The organism is Trichocoleus desertorum AS-A10, from assembly GCF_039962155.1.
Classification (GTDB): Bacteria; Cyanobacteriota; Cyanobacteriia; order FACHB-46; family FACHB-46; genus Trichocoleus.
The window spans coordinates 151,551-169,164 of record NZ_JAMPKN010000004.1 but is presented as its reverse complement, the minus strand read 5'-3'; the positions used below and the strand labels follow the sequence as shown (position 1 = coordinate 169,164).

Sequence of the window (17,614 nt, the reverse complement as noted above, 5' to 3'; positions counted from 1 at the left end):
AGTCTAGCGGTGAGGGCTGACTTGACGCGGTAGTTCTACTCGGAAAATTGAACCCTGCCCCACAACACTTTCGACTGTAATCGAGCCATTCATCATTTGCACCAACCAGTCTGTAATCGCTAGGCCTAATCCTGTGCCCCCATGTTTGCGGGTTGTGGTTTGGTCTACTTGGCGAAACTCTTCAAAGATATGTTGCAAATCTGATTCAGCAATGCCAATTCCAGTGTCTTGAACCGCGATCGCCACGCAGTTGGCTGAAACTTCCCACGCCATCACCTTGACGCTGCCCGACTCAGTAAACTTAATCGCATTAGACAGCAAATTTACTAAGACTTGGCGCAACCGCATACTGTCATTGATAATGCCAGGATTCAGCAAGTTAGTGCTGACCGACAAATCCAGATTCTTTTGCTCAGCTAGCGATCGCAACTCTTCGGTAGTCGCTTTGACCAAGTGCTCTAGATTAATTTCTTCTAGTTTCAGTTCAAGACGGCCCACTTCAATTTTGGAGAGGTCGAGAATATCGTTAATTAGCGCCAGCAAATTCTTACCGTTATTGAGAATTCGCTCCACCATGTCTTGTTGCGGGGCACTTAGCCTTTCTTGGTGCTGGCGCAGCAGCAATTGTGAAAAGCCAATGATCGCGTTCATTGGAGTTCGCAGCTCGTGAGACATAGTGGCTAGAAACTGAGATTTGAGCTGAGCCGCTTCTAGGAGTTGGAGATTTTGCAGTTGAATTTGTTGGCGTTGCCGTTCTAGCTCCGAGTTCTGACGGGCCAAAATGTCATTCTGCACCGCTAAGCGCTCTTCGCGTTCCTCCAAAACATTGATCAGACGAGCATTGTTGATTGCGATTGCCGCTTGCTCACCAAAAGCCACTAACAATCGCTGATCTTCATCATCAAAGGCTTGGAGGTCTTGCCAATTGCCGATCGCTAGTACACCCAAGCGGCCTGCTTGAGCCGACTCGATCGCCACTGCATAAATGGAAGCAGGCATTTCCTCAGAGCCATATTCTCGCAGCGATTCACCTTGCAGGAGTAGCGATTCTCCGGTCAGAAAAACTTGGCCCAGAAATCCATTGCGAATGTCAGAACCATCGAGTTGCAGCTTTTCCATGCCCACACCGACTTTAGCGGTTAGCTCCAGCAGATCGCGTTGAGGGTTACGCAGCGCAATCAAGCCAAACTCAGCTCCGGGTATAGCTCCACAGACCGAGCGCACCATTGTCTGTAACAATCCAGGCAAGTCGGCTAAGCGTTGATTCAATAAATTCGTCAACCGTTGCAACGTCCGTAACTGCTGTTGCTGCTCACCCAAAATCAGAATTGCCTGTCGCAGATTTTCCCCAACTTCTTGGGCTTCTCGATACAGCCGCGCATTATCCGCAGCGAGAGCAGCTCGGCGGGCTAGATCTTCTGCCAAAGCCAGATCAGCTGGAGTATAACGCCGACCCGATTCTGTACTAACGAGAGAGATAACTCCCAAAGTGCGATCGCGAGCCATCAACGGCACTAGCATGGCTGAGCTGAAGCCCACCTGTCGCAATAAGGCTAGATGGTCTGCATCTTGGGCCATTGCTATCAACAAGGCATCGTCCATTTCTGGATAAAACTCAGATTTTCCAGTGCGAATCACGTTCGCTGTTCCTCTAGAAGCGTTGGGGGCAGGGGGATAGCGACGATACACCTCAGCCGCCCATGCAACGTTCTGAGGGTTGGTATGGGCGATCGCCACTTGCCGTAGGGTTTGGTCTTCTACGACTACATCCACTACACACCAATCGGCTAAACGCGGCACCAGTGACTGAGCCAAATTTTCCAGGGTGGTTTGATAGTCTAGAGAAGCCGCTAGTAGCGTGCTCGCTTCCGCCAAAAATCGCTGTGACTCCTCCGCTTGCTTGCGCTCTGTAATGTCGAGAAATGCACCCACACACCCTCGCACATTTCCCTGCTCATCAAACAGCGGTGCATCATATTCCAACAGCTTGATGACTCGCCCATTACTGTGGACAATGTCAATCTCTGTATCTAAAACCTCTCTACCCGTCGCGGCAGCGTAGCGCAGCGGTAACTCATGAGCTGCTAATTCTTGACCATTCTGCAAAACTCTGAATTGAGTAGACTTTGCACCAGTTGGGCTGCTTAAATTTGGACTACTTAAATCTGGACTACTTAAAGAAGTAGTACCATCCAAAGGCATCTCTAGCAGCTTGGCAAAGTAGGGGTTGACTCGAATATTTTCACAGCTAGGCTCGTCTGCGATGCCAATGCCAATGGGCAGCACATCAAACAACGTCTGCAATTCATCCACCCGTCGCTGCAAGACGCGATTTAGCTCTAGGATTTTCGCTTCTCTGCGCTTGCGTTCTTTGGCAAAGGCGACGTGATTAGCAATGGTTTGGGCGAGTTGAATTTCCTCTTCAGTAAAGTGATGGGGTGTATCGTAGCAAAGCAGGAATTTGCCCAACAATTGCCCCTGAGCGATTAGTGGCATAAAACCGATCGCACGAATGCCTTCTTGCAAAATCACCGACTGTAAAGGTTCTTCGGTTAGCTCAGTTTCCACATTTGCCACCCAAATCGGCTGGGGGCTTGCGGCATCGGTAGGCCAAGGAGAACGGCCTTCAGCCGCTTGCCGATAAGTATCCGATAGCTGTCGCCAAGCCTGAAAACGCATGACGCGATCGCTATCTAAGATCAGTACAGCCGTGCGATCGACTTTGAGGGCTTGTTGAAATCCCCCTAAAGCAGCTGCGTAAATATCTTCGAGCGCAGCCGCGTGACTGACTGTATTGGTTATGTGATAAATCGCCTGCAATTGCTCAAACTGCTGACGCAAGGTGGCTTCTGCCTGCTGGCGCTCGGTGACGTCGTAGAAGATCACAACTCCAGCCACAATATTGTTGTCGCGATCGCGGATGGGGCTAGAACTAACCCGCATCACACCCCAGGTTTGATCTCCCCGTAGAATGCGAATTTCCTCGTCTGTGATGACTTCGCCATGAGCAATGGAACGAGCCAGTGGCCAATCTAGTGACTGATAGGGGCGGCCCTCCGTATCAAATCCTCGGTAATCTTGATATTGCGCAATTTGCTCGGCAGGCAAAAATGAATGACGCCAAATTTGCTCAACTTGCTCATTGCCCAGCACTAGTTTCCCAGAGGGAGCCTCCGCAATAATCACGCCCGCTGGCATTTGCCTTAGAACTGCTTCCAATCGGCCCCGCTCAGTTTCTAGTTGCCGCAGCAGGTCTTCTCGCTCGGTTTCGGTCTGCTTAGTATGGGTGATGTCTAAGACAAAGCAGACGGTCTCCTGTCCCGACTCCAACAAAGCTGCCCCAATCAGCACCGAAACCCGACTGCCATCTTTGCGGATATACTCCTTTTCCCAGGGCGAGCACACTCCAGTAGTTTGCAATTGCGCGATCGCCCAAGCATCCATCTCTTGGTATGCCAGGGGAGTCATGGCTGCCCAACGGACTTGGCCTAACTGCAACTCTTCTCTGGTGTAGCCCACCATCTCCAGAAAAGCTTCATTAGCCTCCGTAATCTCGCCCGTCAGTCTGGCAGTGATTACCCCAATCATATTGGCTTCGGCCAAGCGCCTAAATCGCCCTTCGCTCGCTCGTAACGCCTGTTCTAGCTGCTTTCGCTCAGTAATATCGCGCGAATTGAGAATAACTCCGCTCACGCCTGCATCTTGTAGTAGGTTATTCGCCACCACTTCTATGTCAATCCAATGCCCCTGAGCATGCTGGATGCGGAATTCTAAAGGAGCCGCAATTCCAGGCTGGGCCAAAATTTGAGTAAAAGTGGTCTGGAGCCTAGCCACCTCGCTGGGATGAGTGTACTTAAAAGCTGATTGACCGATGAGGGTTTCAGGAGGGTAGCCTAAAATTCGCTCGATCGAGGGGCTGACATAGCGAATTGTGCTGTCCGCTTCCAAAATGGTGATGATGTCAGAAGAGTTTTGCACCAACGAGCGGAAGCGAGCTTCACTTTCTCGCAATTTTTGGTTGGCTGCCGTAGCCTGGATTTCAGCACGACACAGACGGATAGCATTATGGAGGCTACGGGACAAACTTTCTGGAGCCAGTTTCGCTTTAGGCAGATAATCAGAAGCGCCTGCCTTCATCAGCTCAACGGCTACTTGCTCATCCCCCTGATTAGTCAGAACGATGAAAGCAGTTTGAACTCCTTGCTCGCGCGCGGTGCGGACTAAAGTTAAGCCATCGCCGTCAGGTAATTGGTAATCGAGGAGAACGCTATCGAAGGATTGTTGCTGTAAAAGCGCGATCGCGGCACTGTAACTACCCACTTCTGATAGCTCTAACGACAGACCCGCAGCTTGGAGTGCCCGACGCACCGCCATCCGGTCTGCTTCATCATCGTCAACCACTAAGATTTTGAGAATCTCTTCCATAACGATTGGCTATCAGCAATCCGCTCTTAGCTGGCTTTGGTTCAGTATCGACTATTCCCAGTCCTTGTACTAAATACTGTAAACAAATCGCTCAGCCTCAACAAATTCTGAACGCTTCCGGCTGTTTCACTCAAGGTCCCTCATGCTCTACAAACACTCCTTCGCTAGCCAGAGCAGGGACTCAAGGTGGATAAAGCGGTGGATAGATCGGGTGATGTTAACTTCAAGGGATAACGAGTACACAATGAAGCTTAACCATACATTTTTGACAGCAAGATCTATTATCGGAATAGTTCAGCCCGTTCCTACTATCGATAGATAGATTATTTCAACGCCGGACGGATAAGCTTGAGCTAGTTCCTTTTGTGTGAAAAACTACTTTCACCTTCTTATTTATAAGAATTGCAAAGCTGATTATGAACGAAATTCAAGTTGCCCTGATTGAAGACCATGATTTGACACGAGTGGGCCTACGGACCGCTCTCCAGCAACGGGGCGCAGTTAAAGTTATTGGTGAGGCTGCCACCGGTACTGAAGGATTAAAGTTACTAGAAACTGCTAAACCCGATGTAGCAATTGTGGACATCGGCTTGCCCGATATGGATGGAATCGAACTAACCAGACGATTTAAGCAAATGCTGGCTGAGTCAGATTCCCCTGAGCCATCCACCACTAAGGTCATGATTTTGACCATGAATGATAACGAGGATGCCGTTCTAGCAGCTTTTGCGGCTGGGGCTGACTCTTATTGCATGAAAGACGTGAATGTAGATCGGCTGCTAGAAGCGCTGAGAGTTACCAACGAAGGCAATAGCTGGATTGATCCAGCGATCGCTCGTGTGGTGCTGCAACAAACCCGCCAGCCTTCGTCTCAAACCGTTAGCAGCATCCCCAGCGAAATTCACACAGTTGCGATCAACGCTGCTGATGATGAATACAGCCAGATGATCGAGGCTTACCCCTTGACCGAGCGGGAGCTAGAAGTTCTAGAGCTGATTGTGGCAGGTTGTAGCAATGCGGCGATCGCCGAAAAACTCTACATCACGGTCGGGACTGTGAAAACCCACGTTCGCAACATCCTCAACAAACTCTGCGCGGATGACCGGACTCAAGCCGCAGTTCGCGCCCTCCGTTCTGGTCTAGTTGGCTAAACTAGCCGTTACTTGTCTACTCTCCGGGCTGGAGCGACTAACCTCAAACTTCCTCCAGGCGCGAGTTTATCCTTTGTCCTGCCCATTTTAGTGACGCGATCGCAGTTCGTTCCGGTTGGTTATGGGTAGGACTTTTTTAGGCTCAAGTTTGAGCTGCGTAACCCGTTTTAACCTATACCCGTTTCTCTAGAATTTGGGTTTCATCTGTTAGGGTTCCCCTAATCTAGGGTACTTTTGAATTTGAGATGATGTGTGGCCGAGGTGCCGAGACCAGATTGCAACTCGCTGCTCTGTTCTGTCCGCTTGTTTGATTCTTAGTCGAATAGCGTTGCTCTGACTACTTTCAAGCCACCATCACAATTAACCTGTCAAGTGGAGTACCGCATGAGCCAGGGCAGTGGGGGCAAGCTCAAACTGATGGTCGTAGACGACGAACCCGACAACTTAGATTTGTTGTATCGGACCTTTCGGCGTGATTTTGAAGTTTTCAAAGCTAGCAGCGGTCTCAACGCGCTCCAATCTCTAGATCAAGAGGGAGAGATGGCAATTATCATCTCTGACCAACGCATGCCTGGAATGAACGGCACGGAATTTCTGAGCAAAACAGTCGAGCGCTTCCCCGATACGATTCGTATTGTTTTGACGGGTTACACCGATGTTGAAGACTTGGTAGAAGCCATCAATACAGGCAAGGTTTTCAAGTACATCACTAAACCTTGGATGCCTGATGAGCTGAAAACAGTCGTGCAGCAAGCGGCAGAAACTTATCAAGTTTTGAAGCAGAGAACGAATGAGTTGCAGCGAGCCCTCAGACGCGAATCACTATTTAATGCCATGACCAGTGCGATTCGAGAGTCGTTAGACTATCGCAGCATGCTACAGACGATTGTGGAAACCATTGGCAGTGGTTTTGAGGCAACTTGTTGTATCTTGCGGCCTGTCGAGAGCGATCGCCTCACCGTCGAATTCTTTTCCTACCAAGCCCCCACCCAAGCAGAACTCTTAAGTTCGAGTCACTACCTTTCTGGCAGCCAAGCTGAGGCCGACTCACTCACTCATCAAGCACTGACAACTCGCCAAACTCAACTAGCCCCTACAGGGGTGACATCCCCTGAGCTAGCGCAGCTCGTTATTCCGCTGACTTATCAGCAAGAACTGCTCGCCGTCCTGGCACTTTACCAAGACAGTACAGCCTCTATCTGGCCGCCCGAAGACATTCAACTGATTGAAGGGGTTGCAGAACAAGCCGCTCTAGCCATTTCCCAAGCTAAGCTCTACCAACTCATTCAAGAGCAGACGCAACAAATGCGAGCGGAGCTAGAAGTTGCTCGCCAAATTCAAACCAATTTGCTACGGCAAAGCTGGCCAGAGGTTGAGGGAGCCAAGATTCAAGCCTGCTGCTATCCAGCTCGTGAAGTCGGTGGTGATTTCTTTGAAGTCTATGTTCATCCGCAAGGCGATATTTGGTTGACGGTCGGAGATGTCTCTGGCAAAGGAGTTCCAGCCGCTTTATTTATGGCCAGTGCTATTTCCGTGCTACGGCGAGAACTTGCTCAAGAAGCTCCGCCTGAACCAAATATCGTGATGCAGAACTTAAACAGCGGCTTGTCAGAGGATTTAGTCAGTAACAACTGTTTTATTACAATGGTTTTGGCCCGTTATACACCCGCCACGGGTCAGCTAGTCTATGCCAATGCGGGTCACGTTTATCCGCTAGTATGGTCTCACCAGGCCGTGATTTCAGCCAGTTCTTCAGAAACGTTACCAATAGAACCAACTTACTTAAAAACTCGGGGCGTCCCACTGGGCATTCTACCTATTTGGCAGGCGGCGGCAGGCAATGTAGTTCTGAATTCAGGAGAAGTATTTCTGCTGACTAGTGATGGTATTACTGAGGCAACAGTTAACGCAGAAGGGATCGGTGATGGCACTCCTCTGAGTGCAAGTTCGATGTTGCAGCAAACAGGCCTCTGGCAGCTTCTCACCCAAGAGCGAACTCCCTTAAACCTCAATACCCTCCTGGAGCGCATTCAAGCGCATAACCCCATTCAGGAAGATGACCAAACCATTCTCTCTCTGGAGGTTCTGTAGTCCATGAGAACTGAGCTTCACGTACCCAGCGACCTGAAGTTTTTAACTATTGTTGAAAACTGGCTGCTAGGCTCCTTAGAAGTTGAGCTAGGCAACCATGTTGATTGGCCAAAGCAATCAAATCGCCTCCGTTTAGTGTTAGTCGAAGCGTATTCTAACGTCGTGCGTCATGCCCACCGCAATCAGCCCAACCTACCGGTGTTGATTCGCTTAGAACTCAAAGATCGCGACATTGCTCTAGAGATTTGGGATCACGGCAAAGGGTTTGATCTTTCCACCTATTTGCCCCCCACCCCGGAAGATAAGCAGGAAAGTGGCTATGGATGGTTAATTCTAAACCGTCTCATGGACCGAGTGGAATACCGACTTCAGGTGAATGGCCGCAACTGTCTCAAATTAGAAGCAAGTCTGCCTGAAGAAGCAAATTCTAAACTCAATTCTCATTCAAAAACGGATTGACCAAGCAGTTTATGCCTTAACGCTGAAGATTTAACAGTTCTTGAGGGGACGCCAAGAGCTTAACAGTAACGGAAATAATTCTCTCTTGGGCATCTAGAATAAAAAGCCAAGAGACGTTGACACTGAACCAAGGCGTTTGGACTTTGCCAGCTACTTGTGCTTGAAGACAGTTATTGTCTACCTCCTCAGTAATTCCTTGTTCAGGCTGTAGCACCATGCCTGCTGCTTCTTTTTGCAGATAAGCAGCGATCGCTTCTGGCCCTACCAGCGGTGGCTCGAACGGTGCATTCATCACACCCTCAGCCGCAAACAACTGGCTTGCTGCTTCAAAATCAGCCGCGTTGAGCCTTTCAAAGTATCGGAGAATGGTTGGTTCTGTAATTCCTGCAATTGAAATGGTTACTTGATTAGAAGTTACTTGATTAGGAGCAGTGGAATTAGACATAGTTAAACTTATAAATTCAGTTGTAATCGCAAAGCTAGTGAAGCAAGCCTTCCTTACAAACGCTGAACTACAGTAATCAATTAAATTCAGCTTCAAAGGATGCAACTAGACTAAAGAAAAGCAACTGACCAAAGCTTGCCCCCGCAGATGGATTTCCCTGATTTCCGAAGTCACAATAGGGTTTCAAATTACGAGTTGCGAACTACGAATGATGAATTGATGTTACCAAGTAGGCAGCCAACGGCGCAGTTGCCAATCGGCGGGGGACAGGGGGAGTCCAAGGTAGAGGGGTAGCCAAAAGATAAAGGCCAAAATGATCAGGAAAATGGCTGTGGCACCTGTGACTCGGAACCAATACTGGCGGCTGTGGAGCCAGCGATCGATGAGCCACGCGATCGCAAGTAATGAGAAGACAGAAGCACCCATGTAGTGGTAGAGAAAGGTGCAGCGGCTGACTCGCATCCATGGGATCACGTTGGCCCAATAGTTGACGACAATGTAAACGCCAATCCACAAGTCCATTGACCCAGTTATCGACCCAGGGATTGATCGAGTGAGGGGCGGAGTGGCGATCGCCTGGTCAGAGGGTCGGTTAGAGGGGGCGTCAATGGTGTCGGCTTGCTGCACCCAGCTGTAGAAACGGGTTCCTAGCATCCACATCACCAACAAAATGCCAGCCGTGGAGAGCCACCAGAGTAAGGGGTTGCCCATCGCGTGAATGTCGTAAACCACTTTCACGGCTGCCTGGGGGAGGGGAGGCTTGGCAGGTACGATATCGCTGGTGGTTTGAGCAGTTTCGTAGAGGTAAACAATGGGACGCTGCATGAAAAACCAGCTGTGCCAGTCAGAGCAGTAGGGGTGAACTTTGGGGCCATTGCCAACCTGCTCGTGATACGACAAAATTCGTTTCTGTACGTCCCAGAAGTTGGGGCTGGGATTGAGCTGGAGATGAGGAATCCAGCTCAGACTGTAAGTTAGAACTGGGACAACTGCCAAACTTGTGATGGCGGCGATCGGATTGAGTTGAGTCAGCTTGCGCAGGGGAGAAATGAATTGCTTACCGCTGGGTGTAACGGGGAGGTCCGCTGTTGCTCCCCAAAACCTGGCAACCAAGCGCATGATCCACGCGGTAAACCACAACAAGTAAGCAGCGAACAAAAACCATAAGCCATTCCACTTGACAGCAGCAGCAGCGCCAAAGGCAATACCTGCTAGGATCAGCCACCACCAGCGTTTTACGCCTCTTCGATCTAGCGATCGCAAGAAAAACCACTGCCCCAACAAGCCAAAGCTGATTAGATAGACATTGACTAAGGCGTAGCGAGACTCAACTAAAAATAGGCCATCCAAGGCGGAGAGTAAGCCCGCAACCAAGGCATAGCTACGACGACGGGTAAGCTGATAAGCAATGCCCATGACAATCAAGGGAATGAATGAACCCACTAGGGCATTCAGCCAACGGTAGCTAAAGGGGGACAGCAGCGAACCTGTGAGGGAGTTTTTAACCGCATTCGCGCCCCAAGGAGTAAGGTTACCGAGCCAGATTCCAATGGCAATCAGGTATTTGCCCAGGGGTGGATGTCCATCAAAAAAAGGCCGCTGGGTCAGGTAGTTGTTGGCAAAGGTGGCGAAGTAAACTTCATCGAAGACTAGCATGTTGAAGCGACTCAAGCCCCAGAACCGCAGCACGATCGCCAATAAGAAAATGCCAACGGTGCCCAGAATGAACCAAAGCTGAGGCTGCTTAGACAACTGCTTAGACCAGGCCATAAACCAACTCTCAATCCCCTAACTTCTGCTGCCTTGCTGTAAGGCTTAAGCGATCGCAATGAACTTTGCTCCATCAACGATACGTCAAAAGCTTGTCTTCTCCTACACTTCGCTCCCTTAGATTTTTGGAGAAGTGATGCAGAAAGGCAAAATGTAGGCGATCGCTTAGAATTCCTTAACCCAAAATTGTTTAGCTAGGCATTGTGCATTAACGTCGGAACTTAATTTTTTTCGGACCCGCCTCAATTTGGGGAGGGTTGCGCTTCAAGGCCAAATAAAGCTTGCACTTGGGCTAAAGGTAATTGCCAGAGCTGCTCTGGTTGCCAAGTATCAGGCTCAAGGCGCGATCGTTGTCCTCGCTGGTAAGCTTGCTTTAGCCGTTCCCAAGGCATTTGGCTAAATTTTGGAGTTTGGTTTTGTGGAAGCTGCTGGTAAAGCAGGCGCAGCAATCCTAAGCCAATCAGGAGATTGGTGGTGCTGAATTTGGTTCCGAGCAGAAAGGCCTGCACTTCGGCCTCCCCGATTGAGTCACTGCCGTAGCCTGTCAGAATATGAATGCCATCATGCAGTTGTTTGCGCCGAGAACCTGTGGTGAGTGGTGATAGGCCATGCTGGGCTAGAAAATCGGCCCAGGCTCGACCAAAGGTGCCCGTAGGCAGCGATCGCAAGGTTGTCAGATTCACAATCGTTGGGACGTTGCGCCCTCGTAGCTCAGCGATGCGATCAATTAATTTAAAGAATCTTTCGACTCTAGGATTCGATGCGGGTGTGGCAACAGTTTGGGCATTCATATTTGTGTTCCAGATGTGTTCCAGAGACTGTCGACTTAAAAATGCAGGGGCGATCGCTGGTTCGCCCCTGGCAAAATCAACAAAGGTTTAACGGTTTAGAGCGCTTAACAATCCAACTTTCATGGCTAGAGTGCCTAGGAGTTATTGCTGTTGCCCTTGGCGTACTTGCTGTCGAGTTTGCTTCAGTTCATTCAGCTTTTGCCGCTGCTCCTCGGTGAGCACTGCTTCCATGCGCTGACGGGACGCTTGCTTAATTTCTTGGATGCGAGTTTGTTGCTCGGCTGAGAGATTGAGGTTGGCAAACGGGCCTCTGCGCTCTCTGGTTTCTCCTTGGGGTCTAGCTTGTCCTTCGACTCTGGCTGCTTGCCTTTCAGCTCTGGTGGCTTGTCGCTGTGCCTTGATGGCCTCCAGTTGTTGCCGTTGCTCTGCGGTCAAAACTTGCTCAATAGCAGCTTTAGTTTCTTCGTGAATTTGCTGCATCTGCGTCCTTTGTTCCGCAGATAGATTTAAGGCGTTCATGCCTTTCATGCCTTTCATCCGGTGACCGCTTTGGCTCGGTGTTCCTGTGTTGGACTGCGCCTGAACGACTTGGGTCGCAAGTGGAGCAGCAGCTAGAGTCATGGCGATCGCGCCTGCTAGCAAAGGAATCAGTTTCAGTTTCATAGTTGAAATCGTTTGTGAGGTAGCTCAGTCATCCGTGGATGAGCCAATCATAAAAAATTGATTCTCTACCCACCTGAGGAGAAGGTCATGAAGTCGGCATGACTTTGGTCATGGATGATGGCGTAGGACTCAGGTATAAAAGCAGTAGTCCAAGGAAAGGTAGTGCTCTTACAGTAGAAAGCAGCACCCTTGATTTTGCTAATCCGCAAACTTCCGTGAGTCAGCCGCTAAAAGTTCCAACTCATCCGTTTCCCTTCTTGTTGTACTTAGAGTGGGCTCTGCTCGGTGTAGCAACACTATCGGAACTATTTTTCGTGCCGTTGCCCCGGATGCGTCAGTTTCCTCTGATGACGCTCCTGAGTATTGGCGGCTTGTGGCTTATGGGGCTACGACTGCCTGTGGGCCGACCTGGATGGCTGAAGCTGCTGTATACAGGGTTAGAGTTTAGTTTAATTGTTTTGGCGGGAGGTTTGAGCCCACGGGGAATTCGAGTATTTCCGTTCCTCTATTTGGTTTTAGTGATTCGTAGTTGTTTGCTGTTTAAGCTGCCCGGACGCTTGATGGTGACAGGGCTAGCGTTTTCTTCCTTCCTACTGACGCTGCTCTACCGCATGCAAACGCTGAATCTGCCTGGACGGCCAATGGTGCAAGATCGCATTCGGTTGCTCATCCTCAACTTGACACTGAATGCGGCTTTGCTATTTGGGCTGATCCTGATTTTGGTGTTGTTTTTGATTAATGCGTTGCTGGCAGAGCGCGAAAGTCGAGAAAAGCTGGCGATCGCCAACGAACAACTACGCCAATACGCCCTACGAATTGAAGACCAAGCCACCCTGCAAGAACGCAACCGCATTGCTCGCGATATTCATGACTCCCTCGGTCACGCTCTCACCGGATTAAACATTCAACTAGAAGGAGCTTTGAAGCTTTGGCAAACCAACCCCACCAAAGCGCAAGCCTTTCTAGCAGAAGCAAAACGGTTGGGATCAACAGCATTGCAAGCAGTTCGCCAATCTGTAGCAGCGTTGCGCTCCGATCCGCTGCAAGGGCAATCTGTAGAAATGGCGATCGCCCGCCTAGCCCAAGAATTTCACTGTACAACCGGAATTTTGCCAACTTGCGAAATCGAACTGACGCGATCGCTGCCGTTAGAGGTCAAAACTACGGTTTATCGCATTGTCCAGGAATCTCTAACCAATATTTGTAAATATGCTGCTGCTACTGCGGTGCAGATTCAAGTTAGAACAGCAAAAGACATCCTGCTGTTACAGGTTCAGGATGACGGCAAGGGCTTTGAAGTGAATGAAAATACCACTGGCTTTGGAATTCAGGGGATGCAGGAACGGAGTTTGGCATTGGGCGGTCACTTTAGCATTGAAAGTCACCTAGGATCGGGTTGTCGCATTCTAGCCAAGCTGCCTTTACCGAAACTGCCCTCATGATCCGCGTTCTACTAGTCGATGACCAAAGTATTCTGCGCCAGGGTTTGAAAGCACTGCTGGAGCTAGAGCCAGACCTGGATGTGGTGGGAGATGCCAGTAACGGACAAGTTGCGCTCCAGCAAGTAGAAGCGCTACAACCCGATGTGGTGCTGATGGATGTGCGAATGCCCGTGATGGATGGGGTTGCCGCCACTAAAAGTATTTGTCAGCGCTTTCCGGCAATTAAAGTCTTGGTATTGACCACCTTTGATGACGATGAATATATTGCGGAAGCCATGCGAGTCGGGGCGATCGGCTATCTGCTCAAAGATACACCCTCGGAGGAGTTAGCTGCGGCAATTCGGGCTGTGCATAAGGGATATGCCCAATTTGGTCCTGGCATTTTTCAGAAAGTGCTTTCTCACATGGGACCGAAACCGAGTGCGAGTGCTAGCTTACCTGCTGAGTCGCTGCCTCCTGGCCTCAGCGAACTCACGCCGAGAGAACGAGAAGTGTTGCGCCTGATTGCGGCGGGTTCTAGTAACCGAGAAATTGCGCAGACTTTGTTTATCTCAGAAGGTACGGTCAAAAATCACGTCACTAATATTCTGAATCGGCTGAATTTGCGCGATCGCACTCAAGCAGCTATCTTCGCCAATGCTTATTTAGCGTTGCTGAATGACGGAAGCGGTAGCCTGTAAACTCAGATCGGCAAGTTTTGGTTGAGTAGAAAATTGGTGCCAACTGCTTCGACTTCTGTGACCTACCCCAAGCGCAATCCTCAGGCTCGTTTGCGGCTGTTTTGCTTTCCCTACGCGGGCGGCAACTCTTTCATCTTTCGACCTTGGCTGAATCACTTGCCATCAGATGTTGAACTAGGCGCGATCGAGCTACCTGGGCATGGCACACGCATGGCCGAACCGCTATTAACTCGGATGCCTGAGTTGGTAGAAGCGATCGCTTCATCTCTCCTGCCACATCTAGACAAGCCTTTTGCGTTCTTCGGGCACAGTATGGGCGCTTGGGTCAGCTTTGAGGTGGCTCGCTGGTTACAAGCCCATCATGTGTATCCGGTGCATCTCTTTGTGTCTGGGGCACGGGCTCCTCAATTACCTAGTTTGCGATCGCCACTGCACCAGCTACCAGAAGTGGAATTCGTCGCAGCGTTGCGTCGGCTACAAGGCACTCCAGAAGAAGTTTTAGAGCATACGGAGCTGATGGAGTTAATGCTGCCGATTCTCCGGGCTGACTTTACGGTGCTAGAAACCTATATACATTCGTCCCAAGCTCCTTTACCTTGCCCGATTACCGCGTTTGGCGGATTGCAAGATGTAGATGTGTCTCCGGAGATGTTACAAGCTTGGCAAACCCGAACCAGTGCTGGTTTTTCTCACCGAATGCTCCCAGGTAATCACTTTTTCATTCACTCAGACCAAACCTTGCTCCTACAACTTTTAACCCAAGAACTCACTCAAATTGTCAGCCGTCTACCTGAGTATGCCCCTCTCAAATCTCCTCCAGATTTGGGGAGCTAGGGGACCAAATGCAGCGTATTGCAGACAATTATTGGCAATTACCACCTGCCGACTTGAAGTTAGCTCAGGATGAAGTGCATGTTTGGTGTGCAGACCTGGATCAAGACCCAACGCTGGTCGAGCAGTTCCATGAAACCCTAACTAGTGACGAACAGGAACGAGCAGCGAAATTTTATTTTCCTAAAGATAGACAGCATTTTATTATGGCGCGAGGCTTACTGCGCCTAATTTTGGGCCGCTACCTTGACCAAGCACCCGCGCACCTACGTTTCGTCTACAACGCTTATGGCAAGCCCAGCTTAGAAGCGTCTCCATCGCTACATTTCAACTTATCTCATTCAAAGGGATTGGCTCTATTGGGAGTGTCGAGCGATCGCGAACTAGGAATTGACCTCGAATATATCCGCACGGATTTTCCCGTTGATCAGGTAGCTAAATCTGTCTTTTCAGTTTCAGAGCAAAATATTTTGCGATCGCTGCCTGACGCTCTCAAACCTGAAGCATTCTTTAATGCCTGGACTCGCAAAGAAGCCTATATCAAAGGTTTGGGGCAAGGGTTGTCGATTCCGCTCGATCAGTTTGATGTGGCTTTCGTCCCTAGCGAACCTGCGACTTTGCGAGAAGTCAGAGGGACTTGGGAAAATGCCCATAACTGGACTTTACAACACCTAACCCCTGTACCGAATTATGTAGCAGCGATCGCAGTGGCAGGATCAGGCTGGCAACTCAAGGCTTGGCGCTGGTTAAATGGCTGAAAGGCAAGTGATAGGATGAAAGCCAGCATCGCTAAACCCTGAAGTTTATTGGTATTTAGGTGCAACTGAAAAACGCCATTATTGCTCACAAAGCAGGAGATACGACCAGTCGGCGCTGGGCGGAAAAATGTGCTCGGCAACTAGAAGACCGAGGTTGTAAAGTCCTGATGGGACCAAGCGGACCCAAGGATAATCCCTACCCTGTGTTCTTGGCCTCAGCCACTCATCCAATCGATTTGGCGCTGGTTTTAGGTGGGGATGGCACAGCGCTCTCCGCGACCCGACACTTGGCTGCCGATGGTATTCCGATCTTGGCGGTGAATGTGGGTGGGCATTTGGGATTCCTTACCGAATCTTCAGAGGAGCTGAGCGATTCAGAGCAAGTTTGGGATCGGCTGCTAGAAGACCGTTTTGCAGTGCAGACCCGAATGATGGTGCAAGCGAGTGTGTATGAAGGACATCGCACCAATCTTGATCCGGTGAGCGATCGCTACCTCGCTTTGAACGAAATGACGGTGAAGCCTGCGTCTGCCGATCGCATGATCACTTCCATCTTGGAAATGGAGATAGATGGTGAGGTAGTGGATCAGTATCAGGGAGATGGCCTGATCGTAGCGACACCCACAGGGTCTACTTCCTACACAGTGGCTGCTAATGGACCCATTGTGCACCCAGGCATGGAAGCCCTAGTTGTAACCCCAATTTGCCCGTTGAGTCTCTCCAGCCGCTCGATTGTGCTGCCGCCCGGTTCAGTGGTGAGTATCTGGCCCTTGGCAGACAACGACCTCAGCACCAAGCTCTGGATGGATGGAGTGATGGCAACCTCAATTTGGCCTGGACAGCGTGTAGATGTACGCGTCGCTGATTGCCAAGCTAAGTTTATTATCTTGCGCGAAAACTATTCTTATTACCAAACGCTGCGCGAAAAGTTGCAATGGGCTGGAGCCAGAATTCGCTACAGCAATAACCACCGCAACTAGGTGGCGGTTCGTAGGTAATGATTTTACGCAGAATCATTACCTATTTAGGGCTACCTGCAATTAAAGCTGGGGGGACAGATTATTAGCTGGACCACAGGCTCACTCAATCGCGTACCTGCCTCGTTACGCTTTATACAGTTGCACTCAATTGACTGAGAAATCCCTCCCAACTCGACTGCTCAACCTTTTCAGCCCCTAGCCTCTTGTGCTTGGTTCCTGAGAATAGCGGAGTAAAGCAAGTGGTTCTAGCTCGTTCTATCCGTTGCTTCACGGTTGAAATGGGGACGCGATCGCTCGATTTGTTGGCTCTTAACAGTTCTAGGGAACTCTATCAACAAATCGTCGATGGCTTGGTCAGCTCGGAATTGCAATTGCCCGATCTAGTGAATTTTAACTATGAAGAGTCACCTTGTGGCGATCGCAGAGTTACCTGCTGCCGATCGCGAGGATATGTATGGCCTATTAAGCACTCATTTTTCCGGAGTCAAGCGAGCCGTTTTTGAAGCTGACTTGAAGACCAAAAACTGGGTGATCTTATTGAAAGATGAGCGATCGCAGACCCTCAAGGGTTTCTCCACAATTCTGATGTATGAAACTGAGTTTGAGGGTGAGGATCTGACCGTTGTCTACTCTGGCGACACGATCATGGACCCTAGCGCTTGGTCTAGTTCGGCACTCTCGCGGGCTTGGATCGCCTCTGTCAACCAATTACGGCGCAAATATCCTCGTGGCAAACTTTATTGGCTCCTGATCTCCTCGGGCTATCGTACCTATCGCTTTTTACCCACGTTTTGGCAAGAATTTTATCCTCGCTATGATGCCCCCACCTCTCCCACAATGGCGAGATTGATGCAATTTCTAGCGCGGCGGCAGTTTGGCAACTGTTATGACGCAACAACTGGCATCGTGCGGTTCCCCCATCCGCAACAGCTCAAAGGTCAGCTTCAGGGCATTCCGGAAGAGCGCTGCAAAGATCCACATATAGATTTCTTTGCTACTCACAATCCGCATCACGATCAAGGAGATGAATTGGTGTGCTTGGCAGAGATTACCGAAACAAATTTAACGCCAGCAGGAAAGCGGATGTGGTTTGCCACGCTAGAACCTGCGGCCTTGGTGTAACCAATC

14 protein-coding genes are annotated in these 17,614 nt (G+C 50.0%); 9 read left to right on the top strand and 5 right to left on the bottom strand.

Going from position 1 to position 17,614, the window contains the following annotated elements:
- Positions 1-3: 3 nt before the first annotated feature.
- Complete coding sequence (locus NDA01_RS09245; protein WP_348227724.1) at positions 4-4,425, bottom strand: PAS domain S-box protein; 4,422 nt, start codon at positions 4,423-4,425, stop codon at positions 4-6.
- Positions 4,426-4,841: 416 nt separating this feature from the next.
- Between NDA01_RS09245 and NDA01_RS09240 the strand changes: the two genes are divergently transcribed.
- The 3 genes from NDA01_RS09240 (at position 4,842) to NDA01_RS09230 (ending at position 8,126) form a co-directional block, all read left to right on the top strand.
- Complete coding sequence (locus NDA01_RS09240; protein ID WP_190435775.1) at positions 4,842-5,576, top strand: response regulator; 735 nt, start codon at positions 4,842-4,844, stop codon at positions 5,574-5,576.
- A 384-nt stretch (positions 5,577-5,960) separates the two neighbouring features.
- Positions 5,961-7,667 carry a SpoIIE family protein phosphatase gene (locus NDA01_RS09235; protein WP_348227723.1) on the top strand — a complete coding sequence of 569 codons (1,707 nt, stop codon included), beginning with the start codon at positions 5,961-5,963 and terminating at the stop codon, positions 7,665-7,667.
- A gap of 3 nt (positions 7,668-7,670) precedes the next feature.
- On the top strand, positions 7,671-8,126 hold the full coding sequence (locus tag NDA01_RS09230; RefSeq protein WP_190435784.1) for an ATP-binding protein: 456 nt from the start codon (positions 7,671-7,673) through the stop codon (positions 8,124-8,126).
- A 16-nt stretch (positions 8,127-8,142) separates the two neighbouring features.
- Here the strand turns inward: NDA01_RS09230 and NDA01_RS09225 are convergent, their stop codons facing one another.
- The 4 genes from NDA01_RS09225 to NDA01_RS09210 all read right to left on the bottom strand — a co-directional run bounded on the left by NDA01_RS09225 (position 8,143) and on the right by NDA01_RS09210 (position 11,795).
- Entirely contained in the window at positions 8,143-8,571 is a 429-nt protein-coding gene (locus NDA01_RS09225) for a nuclear transport factor 2 family protein (protein WP_348227722.1), read from the bottom strand.
- 222 nt (positions 8,572-8,793) lie between these two features.
- Positions 8,794-10,341, bottom strand: a complete 1,548-nt coding sequence (locus NDA01_RS09220; RefSeq protein ID WP_348227721.1) for a dolichyl-phosphate-mannose--protein mannosyltransferase — start codon at positions 10,339-10,341, stop codon at positions 8,794-8,796.
- Positions 10,342-10,583: 242 nt separating this feature from the next.
- Complete coding sequence (locus NDA01_RS09215; protein WP_348227720.1) at positions 10,584-11,132, bottom strand: Coq4 family protein; 549 nt, start codon at positions 11,130-11,132, stop codon at positions 10,584-10,586.
- A gap of 141 nt (positions 11,133-11,273) precedes the next feature.
- On the bottom strand, positions 11,274-11,795 hold the full coding sequence (locus NDA01_RS09210) for a Spy/CpxP family protein refolding chaperone (protein ID WP_348227719.1): 522 nt from the start codon (positions 11,793-11,795) through the stop codon (positions 11,274-11,276).
- 98 nt (positions 11,796-11,893) lie between these two features.
- Between NDA01_RS09210 and NDA01_RS09205 the strand changes: the two genes are divergently transcribed.
- The 6 genes from NDA01_RS09205 (at position 11,894) to NDA01_RS09180 (ending at position 17,608) form a co-directional block, all read left to right on the top strand.
- Complete coding sequence (locus tag NDA01_RS09205; protein WP_348227718.1) at positions 11,894-13,237, top strand: sensor histidine kinase; 1,344 nt, start codon at positions 11,894-11,896, stop codon at positions 13,235-13,237.
- A complete protein-coding gene (locus NDA01_RS09200) occupies positions 13,234-13,917 on the top strand; it encodes a response regulator (protein ID WP_348227717.1) in 684 nt (227 codons plus the stop codon). The genes NDA01_RS09205 and NDA01_RS09200 overlap by 4 nt, the downstream gene beginning before the upstream one ends.
- A 36-nt stretch (positions 13,918-13,953) precedes the next feature.
- The gene (locus NDA01_RS09195; protein WP_348227716.1) at positions 13,954-14,751 is read left to right on the top strand and encodes a thioesterase II family protein; all 798 of its coding nucleotides are present in this window, start codon (positions 13,954-13,956) and stop codon (positions 14,749-14,751) included.
- Between the two features lie 8 nt (positions 14,752-14,759).
- Positions 14,760-15,506: a 4'-phosphopantetheinyl transferase family protein gene (locus tag NDA01_RS09190; protein WP_348227715.1), complete on the top strand. Its 747-nt coding sequence runs from the start codon at positions 14,760-14,762 to the stop codon at positions 15,504-15,506.
- Positions 15,507-15,565: 59 nt separating this feature from the next.
- Positions 15,566-16,486, top strand: a complete 921-nt coding sequence (locus NDA01_RS09185) for an NAD(+) kinase (RefSeq protein ID WP_348227714.1) — start codon at positions 15,566-15,568, stop codon at positions 16,484-16,486.
- 396 nt (positions 16,487-16,882) lie between these two features.
- Entirely contained in the window at positions 16,883-17,608 is a 726-nt protein-coding gene (locus tag NDA01_RS09180; protein ID WP_348227713.1) for a hypothetical protein, read from the top strand.
- The last annotated feature ends 6 nt before the right edge of the window (positions 17,609-17,614 follow it).

Bases quoted from the DNA above. Each gene is read 5' to 3' on its own strand.
- NDA01_RS09225 (WP_348227722.1), bottom strand. From the start codon at position 8,571: ATGTCTAATTCCACTGCTCCTAATCAAGTAACTTCTAATCAAGTAACC.
- NDA01_RS09220 (WP_348227721.1), bottom strand. From the start codon at position 10,341: ATGGCCTGGTCTAAGCAGTTGTCTAAGCAGCCTCAGCTTTGGTTCATT.
- NDA01_RS09180 (WP_348227713.1), top strand. From the start codon at position 16,883: ATGAAGAGTCACCTTGTGGCGATCGCAGAGTTACCTGCTGCCGATCGC.
- NDA01_RS09205 (WP_348227718.1), top strand. From the start codon at position 11,894: ATGACTTTGGTCATGGATGATGGCGTAGGACTCAGGTATAAAAGCAGT.
- NDA01_RS09210 (WP_348227719.1), bottom strand. From the start codon at position 11,795: ATGAAACTGAAACTGATTCCTTTGCTAGCAGGCGCGATCGCCATGACT.
- NDA01_RS09190 (WP_348227715.1), top strand. From the start codon at position 14,760: ATGCAGCGTATTGCAGACAATTATTGGCAATTACCACCTGCCGACTTG.
- NDA01_RS09235 (WP_348227723.1), top strand. From the start codon at position 5,961: ATGAGCCAGGGCAGTGGGGGCAAGCTCAAACTGATGGTCGTAGACGAC.
- NDA01_RS09230 (WP_190435784.1), top strand. From the start codon at position 7,671: ATGAGAACTGAGCTTCACGTACCCAGCGACCTGAAGTTTTTAACTATT.
- NDA01_RS09200 (WP_348227717.1), top strand. From the start codon at position 13,234: ATGATCCGCGTTCTACTAGTCGATGACCAAAGTATTCTGCGCCAGGGT.
- NDA01_RS09215 (WP_348227720.1), bottom strand. From the start codon at position 11,132: ATGAATGCCCAAACTGTTGCCACACCCGCATCGAATCCTAGAGTCGAA.
- NDA01_RS09240 (WP_190435775.1), top strand. From the start codon at position 4,842: ATGAACGAAATTCAAGTTGCCCTGATTGAAGACCATGATTTGACACGA.
- NDA01_RS09245 (WP_348227724.1), bottom strand. From the start codon at position 4,425: ATGGAAGAGATTCTCAAAATCTTAGTGGTTGACGATGATGAAGCAGAC.